Origin of the sequence: Streptomyces sp. SCL15-4 (assembly GCF_033366695.1) — a bacterium.
Lineage (GTDB): Bacteria > Actinomycetota > Actinomycetes > Streptomycetales > Streptomycetaceae > Streptomyces.
On the sequence record NZ_JAOBTQ010000001.1, the window covers coordinates 1,317,747 to 1,335,515 of the forward strand.

11 protein-coding genes and 1 pseudogene are annotated in these 17,769 nt (G+C 71.9%); 4 read left to right on the forward strand and 8 right to left on the reverse strand.

Translation table 11 applies throughout. The features are described from left to right. Positions 1-635: 635 nt before the first annotated feature. The 4 genes from SCK26_RS05415 to SCK26_RS05430 form a co-directional block, all read right to left on the reverse strand. On the reverse strand, positions 636-980 hold the full coding sequence (locus SCK26_RS05415) for a GNAT family N-acetyltransferase (protein ID WP_318200108.1): 345 nt from the start codon (positions 978-980) through the stop codon (positions 636-638). A gap of 34 nt (positions 981-1,014) precedes the next feature. Beyond that, positions 1,015-1,434 carry an aspartate 1-decarboxylase gene (gene panD / locus SCK26_RS05420; protein ID WP_030611681.1) on the reverse strand — a complete coding sequence of 140 codons (420 nt, stop codon included), beginning with the start codon at positions 1,432-1,434 and terminating at the stop codon, positions 1,015-1,017. Positions 1,435-1,718: 284 nt separating this feature from the next. Further along, a complete protein-coding gene (locus SCK26_RS05425) occupies positions 1,719-4,103 on the reverse strand; it encodes a phosphoketolase family protein (protein WP_318200109.1) in 2,385 nt (794 codons plus the stop codon). A 435-nt stretch (positions 4,104-4,538) separates the two neighbouring features. Then, complete coding sequence (locus tag SCK26_RS05430) at positions 4,539-5,390, reverse strand: hypothetical protein (RefSeq protein WP_318200110.1); 852 nt, start codon at positions 5,388-5,390, stop codon at positions 4,539-4,541. 202 nt (positions 5,391-5,592) lie between these two features. Here SCK26_RS05430 and SCK26_RS05435 point away from each other — a divergent pair. Further along, positions 5,593-6,314: pseudogene (locus SCK26_RS05435) on the forward strand (IS5 family transposase); the annotation flags it as partial. 18 nt (positions 6,315-6,332) lie between these two features. On the opposite strand, the gene SCK26_RS05440 reads toward SCK26_RS05435, so the two are convergent. The 3 genes from SCK26_RS05440 to SCK26_RS05450 all read right to left on the reverse strand — a co-directional run bounded on the left by SCK26_RS05440 (position 6,333) and on the right by SCK26_RS05450 (position 8,013). Beyond that, positions 6,333-6,686 carry a hypothetical protein gene (locus tag SCK26_RS05440; RefSeq protein WP_318200111.1) on the reverse strand — a complete coding sequence of 118 codons (354 nt, stop codon included), beginning with the start codon at positions 6,684-6,686 and terminating at the stop codon, positions 6,333-6,335. 226 nt (positions 6,687-6,912) lie between these two features. Then, the gene (locus SCK26_RS05445) at positions 6,913-7,179 is read right to left on the reverse strand and encodes a hypothetical protein (protein ID WP_318200112.1); all 267 of its coding nucleotides are present in this window, start codon (positions 7,177-7,179) and stop codon (positions 6,913-6,915) included. A gap of 126 nt (positions 7,180-7,305) precedes the next feature. Beyond that, on the reverse strand, positions 7,306-8,013 hold the full coding sequence (locus SCK26_RS05450; protein WP_318200113.1) for a CBM20 domain-containing protein: 708 nt from the start codon (positions 8,011-8,013) through the stop codon (positions 7,306-7,308). Between the two features lie 944 nt (positions 8,014-8,957). On the opposite strand from SCK26_RS05450, the gene SCK26_RS05455 reads away from it, so the two are divergent. Further along, a complete protein-coding gene (locus SCK26_RS05455; protein ID WP_318200114.1) occupies positions 8,958-9,473 on the forward strand; it encodes a hypothetical protein in 516 nt (171 codons plus the stop codon). Positions 9,474-9,608: 135 nt separating this feature from the next. Here the strand turns inward: SCK26_RS05455 and SCK26_RS05460 are convergent, their stop codons facing one another. After that, positions 9,609-12,407 (reverse strand): helix-turn-helix transcriptional regulator, encoded by a 2,799-nt coding sequence (locus SCK26_RS05460; RefSeq protein ID WP_318200115.1) that lies wholly within the window; start codon positions 12,405-12,407, stop codon positions 9,609-9,611. 198 nt (positions 12,408-12,605) lie between these two features. Here SCK26_RS05460 and SCK26_RS05465 point away from each other — a divergent pair, with 198 nt between their 5' ends. Continuing rightward, complete coding sequence (locus tag SCK26_RS05465; protein ID WP_318200116.1) at positions 12,606-13,292, forward strand: lipase; 687 nt, start codon at positions 12,606-12,608, stop codon at positions 13,290-13,292. A 289-nt stretch (positions 13,293-13,581) separates the two neighbouring features. Next, positions 13,582-17,766 carry an HPC2 multi-domain protein gene (locus tag SCK26_RS05470; protein WP_318200117.1) on the forward strand — a complete coding sequence of 1,395 codons (4,185 nt, stop codon included), beginning with the start codon at positions 13,582-13,584 and terminating at the stop codon, positions 17,764-17,766. Positions 17,767-17,769: the final 3 nt, after the last annotated feature.

Here is a 17,769-nt window from a genome sequence, read left to right on the forward strand (position 1 = left end):
GGCGGGTCTGCCGTGGCCGGGCGCCCGGTTCCCCGCGCCCTCTGGCCGGCGGGCACCGCTCGGTGCGCCGGGGCTCAGGTGAGGGGCGGGCCGGGTTCGGGGTTCGGCACCGGTTCCGGGCCCGGCGGGATGGGAGACGGGGACGGCTCCGGCGGGCCCGGGTGGGGCGGCGCCGGGGACGGTGCGGGGCCGGGGCCGGGCGGGACCGGGGTCGGTTCCGGGGCCGGCTCCGGCGGCGGGACCGGGCTCGGATAGGGGTCCGGCGGAGTCGGGCTCGGGCCGGGGCCCGGGGCCGGAGCGGGCGGGACCGGGTCGGGATGCGGGCTGGTCATGATGTCCTCCGCGCTGTCACGGGACGTGGCCTGCGGACTACTCCCCCGCCTACCCGGAGCCCGCGCGGCCACTCACCCGACGGCACCACCGAAGGGGTCCGCGCGGGTGGCCGCCGGGAGGACGGAGGGCGACGACGGCCCGCGCCCGGATCCGACCGCGGCAGCGGGCACGGAACGCCGGGCCGACGGGCCGCCGCGCGACCACTCCCGGTGAACGCGGCGACGGTCCGCACGCGCCGGCCGGACGGATGTACGGCCGCCGCGACCGCTCACCCGCCGGGCGCGCGCCACGGATGCCGGTTCTCAGAACCGTCCGGGATGGACGCGCAGCCAGTCCTTGGCGGCCGAGAGCAGCTCGGGGTCGGCCGGCGGAGCGGTCTCCGGGTGGCGTTCGGCCCACTTGACGACGTACGGGCACAGCGGGGCCACCGGGACGCCCTCGCGCCCGGCGAGGGCGTACAGCTCGCGGGCGAGCGATCCGGCGATGCCCTTGCCCTCGTGGGCGGGCTCGACGATGGTGTGCACGGGGACCAGGGCGCGCGCGGGCGATTCCAGCACGAAGTACTCGATGCGGCCGACCACCTCACCGTCGCCGACGGCCTCCAGACGGCCCGCCGCCCGGTCGTCGCGGATCTCGGTCTCGCTCATGGCCACGCACGCTCCTAGTCCACCGGTCAGCCGGTCAGGCTCCTACGGCCTGCGGGCTGCGCTGCTGGTCCGACCCGGGCACGGGCTCGGACGGGTCGGCGCCGAGGGACACGATCCGGTTGCCGGCGTCGACATGCACGACGCGGGGCCGCAGCTCACGGGCCTCCGCGTCGGTGACCTGAGCGTAGCTGATGATGATCACCAGGTCACCGGGGTGCACGAGATGGGCGGCCGCCCCGTTGATCCCGACGACCCCGGAACCCCGCTCCCCCTCGATGACGTACGTCTCCAGCCGGGCCCCGTTGGTGATGTCGACGATGTGCACCAGTTCCCCGGGCAGCAGGTCGGCGGCATCGAGAAGATCGGCGTCGATGGTCACGGATCCCACGTAGTGCAGGTCGGCCTGGGTGACGGTGGCTCGATGGATCTTGGACTTGAACATGGTACGAAGCATCGAAATACTCCCGGAATAGGCTCCCTGCCTGCGTTCTTGCAGGTCAAGGGCTGTGTCCACACCCTACAACGAGTCGCACGCCCGGGCAGCTCTCCCTGGGTTTTCCAGGACTCATGCTGACCACTCCGCGGACGATCTGGACGGCAGCCGAAAGCGAAGGCGGTCCGCCCGGAGCCGGAGGCCGGGTGAGGAACTGGCCGACTTCGTCGACCAGCTTCCCCCGGTCCTGGCCGGTGAGGCTGCTCGCGGTGAGAAGCGGGCAGGTGCGGTGCCGGCGGGGTGGTTCAGCCGTCCCACGTCCAGTCGGCGATCTCGGGCAGATCCGTGCCGTGCTCGCGGATCCAGACGTGGTGACGTTGCCGGGCGTCCGCCATGCGCTGGCGCAGCGCCGTTGCGCGCACCGCCAGGCCGGGGACTCGGTCGATGACGTCCATGACCAGGCGGTAGCGGTCCAGGTCGTTGCGGACGACCATGTCGAACGGTGTGGTCGTGGTGCCGATCTCCTTGTAGCCGCGCACATGCGTGCCCCGGTGGCCGGTACGGCGGTAGGCCAGGCGGTGGATCAGCCACGGGTAGCCGTGATAGGCGAAGATCACCGGCTTGTCCGGGGTGAACAGGCCGTCGTACTCGAAGTCGCTCATGCCGTGCGGGTGTTCCTCGCTCGGCATCAGCCGGGCGATGTCGACGACGTTGACCACCCGCACGGCCAGCCCGGGCAGGTGTCGGCGCAGCAGCTGGGCGGCGGCCAGCACTTCCTGGGTGGGGACGTCGCCCGCGCAGGCGAGCACGACATCCGGCTCGCGCGAGCCGTCCTCGGTGCCCGCCCACTCCCAGATGCCCGCGCCGCGCGCGCAGTGGACCGTGGCGTCCTCCATCGACAGCCAGTCGAAGCAGGGCTGCTTGCCGGCGACGATCACGTTGACGTAGTCACGGCTGCGCAGTGCGTGGTCGGCCACCGAGAGCAGGGTGTTGGCGTCCGGCGGGAAGTAGACCCGTACGGCCTCGGGGCTCTTGTTGAGGATGTGGTCGACGAAACCGGGATCCTGGTGGGAGAACCCGTTGTGGTCCTGGCGCCACACATGTGAGGTGAGCAGGTAGTTGAGGGAGGCGATGGGGGCGCGCCAGGGCAGGCGGCGAGTGGTGCGCAGCCACTTGATGTGCTGGTTGACCATCGAGTCGACGATGTGCACGAACGCTTCGTAGCAGGAGAACAGTCCGTGCCGGCCGGTGAGGAGGTAGCCCTCCAGCCAGCCCTGGCAGGTGTGTTCGGAGAGGATCTCCATCACCCGGCCGTGCCGGTCGAGGTGTTCGTCCACGTCGAGGGTGTCCGCCTGCCAGGCCTTGCCGCTGGCCGCGTAGACGGCCTGGAGACGATTCGACGCGGTCTCGTCGGGGCCGACGAGACGGAAGTCCCGGCGCTCGGCGGTGGCCCGCATCACGTCCTCGAGCAGGTCGCCGAGCACGCGGGTCGGCTCGTGCTGGGTGGCGCCCGGCCTGTCGACGCGGACGGCATACCGTTCGAGCGGCGGCAGGGGCAGGTCGCGCAGCAGGAGCCCGCCGTTGGTGTGCGGGACGGCGCCGAGCCGGCGGGGCCCTTCGGGAACACAGGCCAGTACCTCGGCGCGCGGGGCACCGTGCTCGTCGAACAACTCTTCGGGCCGGTAGGAGCGCAGCCACTGTTCGAGCTGCCGCAGATGCTCGGGGTTGTCCCGCACGGCGGACAGCGGCACCTGGTGGGCCCGCCAGGTGCCTTCCACCGGCAGCCCGTCGACCTCGGCCGGGCCGGTCCAGCCCTTCGGGGTGCGCAGCACGATCACGGGCCAGCGCGGGCGGTCCGTGACCCCGTCCTCGCGAGCGGCGCGCTGCAGCGCGGTGATGCGGTCCAGCGCCGTGTCCATGGCCCGTGCCATCGCATGGTGCACGGCGGCCGGGTCGTCACCGGTGACATGGATCGGGTCGTGGCCGTACCCCTTGAGGAGGGCATCCAGCTCGGCTTCGGGGAGCCGGGACAGCACGGTCGGGTTGGCGATCTTGTAGCCGTTGAGGTGCAGAACCGGCAGGACCGCGCCGTCGTGGACGGGGTCGAGGAACTTGTTGGAGTGCCAGGAGGCCGCCAGCGGCCCGGTCTCCGCCTCGCCGTCGCCGATCACGCAGGTGACCAGCAGGCCCGGGTTGTCCAGGGCCGCACCGTAGGCATGCGAGAGCGCGTAGCCGAGTTCCCCTCCCTCGTGGATCGATCCGGGCGTCTCGGGCGCGACGTGACTCGGCACTCCCCCGGGGAAGGAGAACTGCTTGAACAGCCGGGCCATGCCGGCCGCGTCCCGGGTGATGTCGGGGTACGTCTCGGTGTAGGAACCCTCCAGCCAGGAGTTCGCCAGCACCGCCGGCCCTCCGTGCCCGGGTCCCCAGACGCAGATGGCGTCCAGATCGCGGGCCTTGATCACCCGATTGAGGTGCGTGTGCACGAGGTTGAGGCCCGGCGACGTGCCCCAGTGGCCCAGCAGGCGCGGCTTGACGTGCTCCGGGCGCAGCGGCTCGGTCAGCAGGGGGTTGGCCATCAGGTAGATCTGACCGACGGCCAGATAGTTCGCGGCGCGCCAGTGCGCGTCCAGCGTCTTCAGCTCGCACTCCTCCGGTTGCGCGGGTGTCTGCTGCTCGTCGACGGGCATGTGGATTCCTTTTCGTGGCAGGGCGGCGGACGTGCGGATGGATACGTCCCACCCTCGTCTGCCCCCGCGGGTACCCGACAGGGCCGTTCGGGCTACAGCCGTGGGACGATCCGGGCCTCGGCGCTACTGCCGCCGCCGCTAGGCCTGCGGGCCGGGGTACGAGGGCCGGCGGGTCGCTGTCAGCGAGGCGGGGGCCCGCCCGGTGACAGGACCGCGCCTGACGGACGGCGGGAACTACGGGACGGACGGTCAGGCGAGGGGCCACGGCACGCCCTCGTGATGTCGTCACCACCGGCCGGTGCGAAGACCAGGACCATGGCAGCCGCCGCTACGAGCGGCAGACCGAAGACCGACGAGCCGTAAGTGGCGTGCGGAAGGCTTGTCACCATAGACGGCGGAAAGCCGCCGGGCGGTCCGCGACGCCGTCGAATCCGGTCATTCTCCGGCGTGGGCGAGCCACAGGTCGGGGCCGAAGACCTCGTAACGGAGGCTGCGGGCGGGGATGCCGGCTCGAAGCAACTGGGTGCGTACGGCGCGCATGAAAGGGAGTGGGCCGCACAGATAGACGTCGGCGTCCGCGGGCAGCGCGAGGCCGTCCAGGTCCATCAGCCCCGTACGGGAGCCCGGTTCGCCGCTCGCGCCCTGCTCGTACCAGAACTCGGCCCGGGCGTCCGGCAGCTGTTCCACCAAGCGCCGCACTTCGGCGCGCAGGGCGTGGCCGGCCGGGGTGCGGTCGGCGTGCAGGACCCATACCGGCCGGGTCGAACCGGTGGCGGCGAGGTGGTCGAGCATGCCGGCCATCGGGGTGCAGCCGATACCGGCGGCGACCAGGACGAGCGGGGTACCGGCTCCGTCGAGCAGCACATCGCCGAACGGGGTGGACAGGGTGAGTTCGTCACCGGCGTGAACGGTCTTGTGCAACTGGTTGGAGACCTCGCCTTCGGGATCACCGGCGTCGCTCGCCACCCGCTTGACGGTGATGCGTAGCAGACCGTCTCCGGGGGCGTTGGACAGGCTGTACTGGCGGGTCTGGTGGATGCCGTCGGGCATCAGCACGCGCACGCTGACGTACTGGCCGACGCGTGCACGGGACAGGGGCCCCGCGCCGGCCATGAGCCAGTACACCTCGTCCCATGCGGTGACCACCTCGGGGGTGACCGCGTCACCCAGTACGTCGCCGATGACGCGGAAGAGGTACTTGTGGACGATCGTGTACTGGTCCTCGGTGACGCCGAGCGCGGATGAACCGCCAGCCCTCTGCCTCGGGGTGGGGACCTCGACGTTCAAGGACCCACGGCGAACGCGCCGAAGCCCCTTGTGCTCTCCCCTCGGTGGCAGGACCGGCACAGCGGCCACACCTTGCTGTCCGTGTCCTCGCCACCGAGGGCAAGCGGGGTCTGGCCGCCGAGAGCCTTGGCAGCCGGGCGCGGGAACGGCAGAGCACTGCCCGTGCCTGATGATCTTGTGTCGGACGGGCTGTGGAAGCCCCCGCTGCCCGGGCAGGCTGCCAGCGGATGACCGGGCGGCGCTGCGGGGCATCGTGTGCGTGTTGCGCAAGGGCGCGAGTTGACGGGACCTGCCGGCGGAACGGACCGGGTGCAGCGGTGTGACGGCCTGGCGCCGGTTGAGGGACTGGACCGACGCCGGTGTGTGGCCTCGTCTGCACGAGGTGCTTCCGCCGAGCCGCGGGCAGCGGGCTTGTGGGAGATGGACGGCGCGGCGACAGACGGCTCGCACGTCCGGGCGCTCAAAGGGGGATACCACAATGGGCCCTCGCCGGTCGACCGGGGCCGGCCCGGCAGTAAGCGTCACCTGATCACCGACCGGCGCGGCATCCCGCTCGCCATAGCCCTGACCGGCGGCAACCGCCACGACGTCACCCAACTGCTGCTGGACCTCATTCCGCCGATCCGCGGCCTGCGAGGACGCCTCCGCCGACGTCCCCGCAGACTCTTCGCCGACCGCGGCTACGACTATGACTACGACAAGTACCGCCGCACCCTGCGGTGCCGGGGCATCACTCCGCGAATCGCCCGCCGCGGCATCGCCCACGGCTCCGGCCTCGGCAAGACCAGGTGGGTGGTGGAGCGGACCTTCGCCCGGCTCCACCAGTTCAAGCGCCTGCGCATCCGCTATGAGGTACGCGCCGGCCTCCACCCGGGACTGCTCCAACTCGTCTCCGGCGTCATCCGCCTTCGGCGACTCCGCACTTCACTTCGAAACGATCAGTCAGGAGAAGACGACGGAGCGTACGAGCAGGCGGTCGGAGGCGCCCCTGCCGGGCGGCAGGACGTAGTAGCTCTCGCCTTCGCAGTCGGTGTCGAGGAAGACGGTGGCGGTCGCGTCCGTGTGGTTCTTCGGGGCTCGTGAGGCGGAGCCGGGCTCGGATGCCGGGGGCGTGAGGTTGATGCACCGACCGCTGGCGGGGTCGTTCAGGAAGCCGACGGCTTCATAGCCGTCGCTGGTGGTGTAGGAGTAGCGGAACTGGCCGGTGGCGGCGGCGGCCGAGCCGGGCACCGCCACGAGCAGAACCGCTGCGCTGACGGCGGCGCCGGCAGCCAGGGTGAGGGAGCGAAGGGACACGGGGGTCTGTCCTTCCTGGTCGGTGAACGGGTCGCCGCCACAGATGCCCGCGACCTTGGGGACCGAACGCGTTTCCCTTCGATCGTGGGAAGCCGAATCGGTTCTTCTCGAGCGAATGGCCTACCGGCCCGCACCGCCCGGACGTCATGGCTGCGGCGCTCCGCCGCACGCTTGGACGACTCTGAAGCGGGCTGCCGAAGTCGGCTGTCAACGCGCCTGCCGATCGTCAGCGCGAGCCAGCGACCGCCGTCGGGCACCGGCTCGCCCTCGCAGCCGGCACCGAGATACGGCCCAGGGTCGCGCGCGGTTCGGCCTCGGCCTGCCCGTCGTCGTCATCCCGGAAGTCCCGACTGACCTGTAGTTCGCGCACATCCTGTAGTTCGCGCACATGATGCTCTGGTCCACCGCTCCCGGTGGCGTCGGCAAGGGTCACCTCCGGGAACGGCTGCATGGCCAGGACGTCCAACGCCGAGAGACACTCCTCGGTGGTCATGCGCGTAGGTTATGGGACCGCGTGGACAACCACCGCCGACGGTGCGCACCGACCAATGATCGACCGGACGGCTCCGGTGCCCCGGGCCCCTGGGGCGCGACGAGGGATACTGCGGGTGCCGGGGCGTCAGCGCCAGACGTCGTTGAGCGTCACCGTGCCGGTGGACGTGATGAAGACGGTGCGGTTGTCGCCGTTCTCCCAGGTGACGGTGCCGTCGGGGTTCTTCTTGAGGTACTTGTACTGCACGGTGGTGCCGGGCGGCAGCTGGTGGGTGCCGGCCCACACCGGGTAGGCGGCGGAGTCGGTGGTCAGGGGGAGGGCCTTGGCCGGGTCCCAGGCGCCGAGGTCGGCGACGTTGCCGGAGACGTAGAGGTTCTGGCCCCAGGTGGTGGAGGCGGTGGCGTGAAAGGCGGCCGTCACGGGGGTGACGTTCCAGCGGTCGTCGTTGCCCGGCCCGTCCGGAGAGACGGTCAGGGTGCGGTTGGAGACGCTTTCCCAGGTCACGCTGCCGGTGGGTGAGCGCTTGAGGTACTTGTACTGCACCGTGAGGCCGGCGGGCAGCTGGATGTTGGCCGACCAGTGCGGGTAGGCGCTCGCCGTGGTGCCCAGGGGGACGGCCCTGGCCGGGTCCCAGGCACCCAGCTGCGGGGCACTGCCGGACACCAGGAGGGTCTCTCCTTCGGTGGTGGCCTGCACGCCGAAGGTGACGGAGACATCCTGTGCCGTGGTTGCCCGGGCACGGGGGGCCGTGACGGCGAGCAGGCCGGCGAGGAGCACGCCGAGCATGAGGACCGACCGCCAGGCGGACGGAACCCGTTGGCGTATCGAGAACATGTCACCCCTTGTGTGGTGGGCAGCGGCCGCGGGCACCGCTGCGGGAGGAGGCGGGCTCGTGCCCGCCGTCGCGCACATCTCAACACAAGTTGAAGTCATCCGGTGACTGAACGTGCCTCAAGTGTTCAATGAAGCGAGCGAATTCGGCCGCAGAGCGCGAATTCGTCCAGGCTCTTCATTAAAAGATTGAACGGAATGACGGATGTCGAGGGGAGAGGCTCTCCGGCTGGTCGACCGGCCGCGGAGATCCCGGAGAGCCTCTTCGGGGCTGACATCCGCGGGCCGCCTCCAGGCTCCGGCCCGGCCCCACGGACGTCACGCGCCTCTTGCGCAAGTTGACGCAAAAGTTTTCATACGGAGAGCGGCCCGGCGCAGTGTCCGGCGGGTCTGCATGCGCCCCGCCCGGGCACCGGATGGCCGTTGTCCGGGCGGGCGCACGGGCCGGGTCGCCGTGAGGGCCTCCCCGCCATGCGAGGCGCGCGGCGGCCGACGGCTTCTCACCGTCTCCGGTCACATCGGTCGTGTCCCGCTCGACGGGCCGCCGCCGACGACGCCGCCGCCCCGAAGGCGATGACCGCGCACAGCAGCCAGACCGTCATACAGCCCGAGTCCGCCGGTGTCCCGTCGCCCGGGCCCCGTCTGGCCGACGAGGCCGGCAGGGAGACGATCACACCGCCCGCGCCCGCGCCGTCGAGCCGTCGCCTGACGCGGGCGCGAAGCGCCGGCCGCGTGACCGCCGAGGCGCGCCACGCCCCCGTGCCGGACCTTGACCGTCTCATCGGCTCCCGAGCGGACGCTGGTGGTCTCCACGCCCGGGCTCGGAGTCGGCCGGGCGACCGGCCCTGCCGGGAAGCCGGGCACGCACCGGCGGGTCGTCCGGTCGGAGGACACTTCGCCGGGTGCGCAAAGTGGCGCGGGCACCGTGTCCGGGTGATCGTGAGGACATGGCTGACTCCCCGGCGGTCGGCAGGGAACCGCCCCGGCACCAGGACGCGCGCGAGATCGTTCTCTTCGGCGGGGTGTACGGCGCCGTCCTCGCCAGCTCGATGGTCGCGGCGCTCACCCAGTACGGGCACACCTCCGCCGACGTCCGCGGCTACGACGCCGCGTGGGTGCTCGTGACCGCGTGCGCCTCCGCCCTCGCCCACGGCTACGCCCATTACATCGCCGAGCGCTCACCGCACCGCCGCTGGGACGTCGTGCTCGCGATGCGCAACGAGTGGCCGCTCGTCACGGCCGTGCTGCCCACGGCCTTCCTGCTCGCGGGCGCGCGCTGGGGATGGTGGCCCGCGAAGGGCGTCGAGTACGCGGCGTTCGTCCTCAACATCGTGATCCTGTTCGGCCTCGGCCTCGTCACCGCTCGCTGGTCGGGACGCAGTTGGCCGGCGGCCGTCGTCGTCGGGCTGGGCGACGCGTTGCTGGGGCTGATCGTGGTGGTGGCGAACGCCTTGATCAAGTAGCCGCGTGCGGTCGCGGCGGCGTGCTCCGGCCGGCCGCGGGGTGCCGGCCTCGGCGAGGTGGGCCGGGGACGAGTGTCCCGGGCCGCCACGCGGTGCTCCGTGACCGGGAGTTGGACCGGGCGAGCTCCCGTTCCTCTAGCGGAAGTGCGCGGCCAGTTCGACGCGGGAGCGCACGCCGAGTCGAGTGAAGACGTTCCTGAGGTGGTACTCGACGGTCCGGACGCTGACCATCAGCACGTCGGCGATCTCCTGGTTGGTCGCGCCCTGGGCGACCAGCTCGCAGATCCGCGTCTGCTGCGGTGTCAGGTCCGCGCCCGTTCCGCACCCGCCTTCGCCGAGCCGCGCGGGAATCTGCACGCGCGCGCCGGTGGCGCGGAGTTCCTCGGTGGCCCGCCGGGCCCACGAGGCGGCACCGAATTGCTGGAAGATCTGTACCGCTTCACGCAGCAGCTCGCGTGCCGGACGGGGCTTGCGGGCGCGCCGCAGCCGATGGGCGTGGAACAGCTCGGTCTTCGCCAACTCCAGTACGGCTCCGTCTTGCCGGTGGAGCCGGGCGGCATGCCGGAACTGGGCGTCGGCCGCCGCGTCGTCGGACTCCAGCAGCGCGTGGCAGCGGTGGGCCAGGGCCAGCCGGGCGGCGCTCGTCCCGCCGGCCGCCCAGGCGTGGTAGGAGCGCAGTGCCTCCGCCGCCTTGGCACGCCGGTCGCAGCGCACCGCGGCCTCGACGAAGTGCGGAGTGGCCAGCTGACGGATGACCAGGTCCGTCTGGTTGCCCACGGCGGTGTGGGCCATGCCCGCCAGCCGGGTCAGCGCCTCGGCGGGCCGATTGTCCGCGAGATCGGCGCACGCGGACGCCCAGCGGCCGAACGCGGCCGGCCGGCCCAGCCCCCACATGGACACCTGTTGTGTGATGGACCGCAGCCTGACCGCCGTGTCATCCCCGTTGCCCCGCAGCGCGGACACCAGCGCGAGCACCGCCAGGTGATCCACGGCGAGGTTGCGCTGCCCCGTCTGGCGGGCCAGCCGCAGCCCGTCCAGAGCCGCTCCCTCGGCCGCCGCGCAGCGGTCGGTCAGCAGCGCGGCCAGGGCCTGGTAGACGAGCGCGGCGGGCACCAGGGAGAGCGCGCCCCTACGTCGGGCCGACTCGGCCGCGGCGACGGCGAAGGCGTGGGCACGGGCGGCGTCGCCCAGCGTGTAGGCGGCCTGCGCGGCCCACAACGCGCAGTACGCGTCCGGGATCCCCTCGGCCAGCCGCATCACCCGCCGCAGCAGCCGCCCCGCCTCCCGGTGCCGGCCTTCGAAGGTGGCCGTCATCCCCGCGAAGTGGTCGACGACCAGGCGCGTGGCCGGGGTGGCCTCCATGCCGGCGCCGCGCCGCAGGGGTGCCGCCCGGCGTGCCAGCGCGAAGTAGCCGGCGAAGTCACCGGCCAGGAAGGCGGCCTCGCCGGCCAGCATCATCGCGCGCGCCGCCGACTCACGGCAGTCGTCCAGGAACAGGTCGGCTGCCGCGGACAGTTGTCGGCACGCTTCTGCCGGCGCACCGTCGCGCAGCCGGCGTTCTCCCTCGACCAGGCTCCGCAGCGCACGCGTCCCCTCGGGCACGCCGTGTGGCGGCACGCGGCGCAGCAGGCTTCGGGCCCGGATGTCCTCCCCGGCCAGGAAGGCGTGCCGGGCCGCCAGCGTCAGCCACCGCTCCCGGAGTTGTCGCCGTGGCGCGAAGTCGGCCGCCTCCTCCAGCACCTCTCCGGCCGCGTGATGGCCGGCATCGCCGACCGCCCCCTCCAGGTCCGCCGCGTCCTGCTCGGCGGGGCCCGTGCCGCAGGCCAGCCGGTGCAGCGCACGGCACAGCCGGGACCGGTCGGGATCGAGCACTTCGGCCAGGAGCCGGTGCGCGGCATGCTGTGCGGCCAGCGGGACCTCCGCGCGCAGTACCTGGCGCAGCAGCCGGCCCGCCACCGCCACCGTGCCGTCGTCGGACACGACGATCAGCCCGCCGGCCAGCGCCCTGTCGATCGCGTCCGGGGCCCATCCCGCCCGGCGGGCGGCGGTACGCAGCACATCCGGACCGAGGGGGCCGCCGACGAGGACAGTGGCGATCACCGCCCGGGCCTCGTCGGGCAGTTGCCGGAAGCGGTGGGCGTGGTCGGCCCGCCACCTGCTGCCCGGTGGCAGGCCGAGGGGGCCGCACCGGTCGCCGGCACGGGCAGCGGCCGCGAGTTCGGTCAGTGCCAGGGGGTTGCCGGCCGCGAGAGCGAGCACTTCCGCCGCGGTCGCCGGGCGCAGGCCGGCCGCCCGGCCCGGGGGCGCCGCGTCCGCCAGCAGCCGGCGGGCCGCCGCGTCGTCGATCGGCGGCAGTGGCAGCGTGTCGATCCCGTCCAGGGCCACGAGGGCCGGATGCCCGGTGACCACGGTGAGCAGCAGGCCGACCCGCAGGGCCTCCAGCCGGCGGGCCAACAGCCCCAGTACGCACAGTGAGAGGTGGTCCAGCCGATGTGCATCGTCCACGCACAACAGCACCGGCCGCCCCGCGCCCGAGGCTTCCAGCGTCCGGCGCAGCGCCGATGCGACCGCGAGGACCGCCTCCGGCGGACACCGGCCCGCGACGATCCCGGCCAGGACCTCCGCGTCTCCCGCGGAGGGCGCCGGCAGGGCCTCGGTCAGTCGCAGCACGAGCCGCTGGCACCATGCCCACGGGACTGCGGCCTCCGAGTCGACACCACCGACGTGATGCACGGTGCACCCCGCGGCCGCACGCGCGGCGGCGGCCAGGAGCGCGGACCGCCCGCTGCCGGACTCGCCCGACACCACCACGGCGGCTCCCCGCCCGGCGCCCAGCCCCGCTACCAGGTCGCGCAGGGTCCGTTGCGCCTCGGAACGGCCATGGAGGCGGACCGGAATGCGGGGCGCCGCGTTGCCTCCGCTGTCGCTGTCCATGACGGCAGTGTGAAGCGGGAGCTGTTGAAACGGAAGGGAGTTGCCCCGCGTCCGCCGCCCCGCCACCGTGATGTGCGACCCCACCGCGCCACGTGGACGACTGGTGGTTCCACCGGTCCGCGACCGGTCCGACCAGCGCACACTCCTTCCCGATCGTTCCCCTCCACCCGGGGGGAGCGCGGAGAAGGGAGTCACCCCATGCGACGCCTGCGCATCCTCTTGCTCGCCGTGCTCTCGGCCGTGGCGCTCGCCGCGTTCGGGATGTCCGGTGCCAGTGCCGCGGAACCGGCGAGCAGCGCCCGCACCCCCGTGATCTTCGTCCACGGCTTCACCGGCAACGCCACCCACTGGATCACCGCCAAGGGCGTGTTCAAGGCCGGCGGCTACTCCGACGGCGACCTGTTCGCCTACGAGTACAACTGGACGCAGTCCAATACGATCAGCGCCGGCGGCCTCGCCGCATACGTGCGGCAGGTCCTCGCCACCACCGGCGCACACCAGGTCGACATCGTCAACCACTCCATGGGCGGCCTGGTCAGCAACTGGTACGTCAAGAAGCTCGGCGGTCAGCCCTACGTCCGCCACCTCGCCTCCATCGCGGGCGCCAACCACGGCACCACCGCGGCAGGTGCCTGTCTGGTGAACCTGTCCTGCGTGGAGATGTTCCCCGGGTCCGCCTTCCTCGCCACGCTCAACGCGGGCGACGAAACCCCGGGTGGCACCGAGTACGCCACCTGGTACTCGCCGTGCGACGGCGTCATCCTCCCCTACACCAGCACTCCGCTCGCCGGCGCCGCCAACCATCTGGTCCCCTGCCAGACCCACCTCGGCTTCCTGGCCGACGTAGTGACCCTCCAGGCCGTCGAGCGCTTCCTCAGCAGCTGAGCCATCCGACCGGCTTCGCCGTTGCCGTCGGCCGGACGTCGGCGACCGCCCTGGCGGCGCTCGGGAACGGCAGCGCCGGCCGCCGTCCGGGCGTACCGCGACACGAAGGGCAAGGCTCTCCCGCCGCCTCCCAGCGCCTCTTCTCCGATGTCCGAGCGAGTCGGCGATCACGCTCCGGGGGACGCGGAGGTGACGAACTCGTCACGCCCGTGTCGGCACACTGCGTCGGGGTGTCCCTCGGGCGCCGGGCGCCTGTCGCCACCGACCTGCTGGGGAGGGATCGCGTCCGATGCCAGTGCCGAAGGCTCTCGCGGTGCGGCCGGCGGCGTCGTCCGCGGTGTCCGCGCCGACGAAACAGCGGCCGCAGCCGGCCGGTTCCGCACCGTCCGCGGTGCACGCCCCGTCCAACGCGGCGGTGACGGCCGCCCTGGCGGGCCCGGCCAGGCCGGTCCCGGCCCCGCCCCACCCCGGGCGGCCGCCGCTCGCCGCGCAGGACATGGTCGGCAACGGCGCCGTCGCGGCGGCCGGTCGCGCCGGGGCGGGTGCCGTCGCACCGCCGGCGCGGGGTGCGGAGGCGGAGGCGGCTTCCGGCCCCGGACCGGAGGCGAAGGCGCGGCCGGGTCCCGACGCGGATCCGAAGTTCGCGTCGCTGAAGAAGGACGTACGGCACAAGAAGCGGGCGCTGGCCGCGTCGCACCCGCCGCCGCGTGCCGAGGCCGCGGCGGCGCAGGACGCCGCGCTGCCGCCCAAGGACGACGAGGTGGCGCAGGGCAAGACCGCCAACGCCGAGAGGATGGACGAGGCCAAGCCCAAGGAGTTCGACAAGGACGCGTTCATCAGGGCGGTCGAGAAGGCGATCGCGGACAAGGCGCCGAAGAACCTCGACGAGGCGGACAAGTTCGCCGGCTCCGGCAAGGCCGACGAGGTCCGCGCCGAGGTGCACGGCAAGGTCGGTGAGGGCACCTCGGACTCGGCCGAGCAGATCGCCACGACCACCGCCGCCCCGCCGGACACCTCGGCGGCCGTGCCCAAGAAGGTCGTGCCGATGAGCGGGGACCGGCCTCCCGGCACGCCGGACGCGCCGAATCCCGCCCAGGCCGTACCGGACAGGCTGCCGCCGTCGGCCACCGACATGTCGGCGGGGCCCGCCGAGGTCGACCGGCGGATGGCCGACGCCCAGGTCACCGAGGCGCAGCTGCGGAAGTCCAACGAGCCCGCGTTCGCCCGGGCGCTGGGCGAGAAGAAGGCCGCCGAGCGGCACTCCGACGCCGCTCCCGGGCGGGTGCGCAAGCACGAGACGGCCCAGCTGCGCTCCTCCACCGCGCAGGCCAGGCGGCTCGGCGCGGCCGCGATGGGCGCGATGGGCGCCCATCGGGTGCGTACCGGACAGCAGGTCCACACGGGCAAGACCGGCGCCAAGAGCCGCGACGAGGAGAAGCGGGCCCAGGTCACGACGGTCCTGCAAGGCGTGTTCGACACGATGAAGAAGGACGTCGAAGCGATCCTCGGCGGCCTCGACAAGCTCGTCGACGACCAGTTCGGCCGGGGCGAGAAGGCGGCCCGGGACGCGTTCACCGCCGAGCACCGGCGGAAGATGGACGACTACAAGGACCGCCGGTACTCGGGCGCGACGGGCAAGCTGCGCTGGGTACGGGACCTGTTCGCGGGGCTGCCCGCCGAGGCCGACAAGATCTTCGAAGAGGCCCGCGACACCTACGTACGCCGGATGCGACAGGTGATCTCCGAGGTCGCCGACACCATCGGCGCGGAGCTGAACCGGGCCAAGCGGCGCATCGCCCGGGGCCGGGCCGAGATGCGGGACGCGGTGCGCAGGCTCCCGGCGGACCTGCGGAGCATCGGGCAGCAGGCGGCGGCCGAGTTCACCGACAAGTTCGACGCACTCGCGCAGGCCGTGGACGACAAGGGCACCCAGCTCGTCGACACCCTGGCCACCAAGTACACCGAGGCGCTCAAGTCCGTGGACGACGAGATCGCCGCGGAGAAGGAGAAGAACAAGGGGCTGGTGGCCAAGGCCGTGGACGCGGTCAAGGCCGTGATCAACACGATCCTGGAGCTGAAGCGGCTGCTGCTGGCGGTCCTCGCCAAGGCCGCCCAGGCGGTCATGCTGATCCTCAAGGACCCGATCGGCTTCCTGCGCAACCTGGTCTCCGCCGTCGGCGCCGGCCTGCGGCAGTTCCTCGCGAACATCGGCCGCCACCTCCAGCAGGGCATCCTGTCCTGGCTGCTGGGGAAGACGGCCGAGGCGGGCATCGAGTTGCCGGCGAAGTTCGACACCCAGGGCGTGGTGAAGATGCTCGCCGGCCTGCTGGGCCTGACCTGGCCGAACATCCGCGCCCGGATCACCCGCAAGGTCCCCGAACCGGCGATCGCGGCGGCCGAGACCGCGGTGCCGCTGCTCGCCGAGGTCCGCAGACGGGGCGTCGCGGCGATGTGGGAGGACCTCCGGGCGCGCGTCGGCGACCTGCGCAAACAGCTGCTCGACAACGTGATCGCCTACGTCACGCCGACGATCGTGGTCGCCGGGATCATGTGGGTGATCTCGCTGCTCAACCCGGCGTCGGCGTTCGTCCGGGCCGTCAAGCTGATCATCGACTTCGTCCGGTTCGTCGTCACCCAGGCCCGTCAGATCTTCGACTTCGTCAACGCGGTCCTCGACGCGGTCATCGCGATCGCGAGAGGCGGCAGCGGCGGCGTCCCGGCCCTGATCGAACGCGCCCTGGCCCGCTCCGTCCCCGTCCTGCTGGGCGTCCTGGCGGCGGTCCTGGGCGTGGGCGGCATCGCCGGACGGGTGCGGCAGATCGTCCAGCGCCTGTCGGCACCGGTCAACAAGGCGGTCGACTGGGTCATCGACAAGATCGTCGGCCTGGTGAAGAGGCTGTGGGCGAAGCTCAAGTCCGCGTTCGACAAGAAGAAGCCGAAGGCCGAGCCGAAGCCGAAGCACCGCCCTGACCGTAGGCGGCCGGGCGGGCCGGGCCGGCGGAGGCGACCGGACCGGCGGCGGCGGCCGGACGGGCGGAAGCCGAAGCGGAAGGACGGTCGCGACCCGAGGAAGAAGCGTCCCGACAAACGGTCGGAGGCGGCGAAGCGGAGCGCCCTCGACGCCGCCCTCCGCGAGGCGAATCAACTCATCGGCGAGGATTCCGCGACCGTGCAGTCCGTCCGAAAGGGACTTCCCGGAATCAAGCGGCGGCATCGGCTGACCTCGATCCGTCTCGTCAAGTCCGGAGAGCTCTACCGCCTCAAACTGACCATCAACCCGGGTGCCGACTCCGATCCGGCGGCTCTGGATCTCCGGCTCGTCGAAGCGGCGAAGAAGTACGTGCGGGAGGTTCACGAGCACTGGTGGTCACAGATTCTCAGCAAGGCGAAGGCCGGATCCGCGGGCAAAGCAGTGTGGGACCGCTCCGTCCTGAACGACACCGACTCCGCAGCGTTGGCATACATCGAGAGGCAGGATGTAGCCGCGTTCAGGAGAGCACATCCACGCGCAGCAGCCGAAAAAGATACCGTCAAAAGCTATCTGTTCGGTAAGAACTCCGCCACCCGCCACCCCTTCCTCGACAAACTCGGCGGCCCCGAGGGGGCGTTGGGCAACCTCAAGTCCACCGGGAAGACCACAGCCGCAGGTGACGAGAAAACGGTGGAGGTCATCGACGAGATGACCTTCTTCGCCGACCGCCCCACCTACGGCCGCTGGGACCCGTTCCCCGGCCGGGACGCGGACGCCGACCAGGATTTGAAGGCAGCGGTCAACGCGCATGGCCTGCGCGCGTTCCTGGAGACCATGGTGCGGGCGAATCAGGTCGGCACGATCACCTGGGAGAGATTCCGCGACCTCTGGGACAACGACACCCCCAGCCGCGAATTCGTCAAGGGCCGCTTCCGCGACCTCGAGGAGGGGACGCACGAGTGGATCCCCACGGACCATCTCCTGGAGGTCATCGAGTCCGCCATCGATCACCACAAGAAGGGCGACCTCGAGAAGGGCCTGGACTGGCTGCGCCTGCAGGATTCCCTGCGGTCCCCGACGAATCACGTCATCTGGCACGTCCTGGACCCCCAGGGGAAGCTGTCGCTGGAAGCCCACGTGGGCACCTTCTACACCAGGGATCGCAAGTCGACCCTCACCAACGGCACCAAGAAGTTCCACGATTGCCTCCGCGACCTGTACATGGAGAACAGGTCAGGCACCGCCCGGGCGTTCGTCGAACTGCTGCTCAAGATCCTCGACAGCGATGCGAAAGCAGGTGCATCCGGAATCAGGCTCCTCTGGAGCGGCGACCTCGGGGACGTCCCGCCCGCCCTTCTCAACCAGCCCCTCGATGTACTCTTCCGCGTCAAGACGGACTCATTCCTGGAAATGACTCTCGCCCAACTCGGCGCCCAGCAGCAGGAGGCCTTCGAAGCCGTACGGAACAGGTTCCTGAAAGCCCAGAGTGCACTCAAACGATGATGA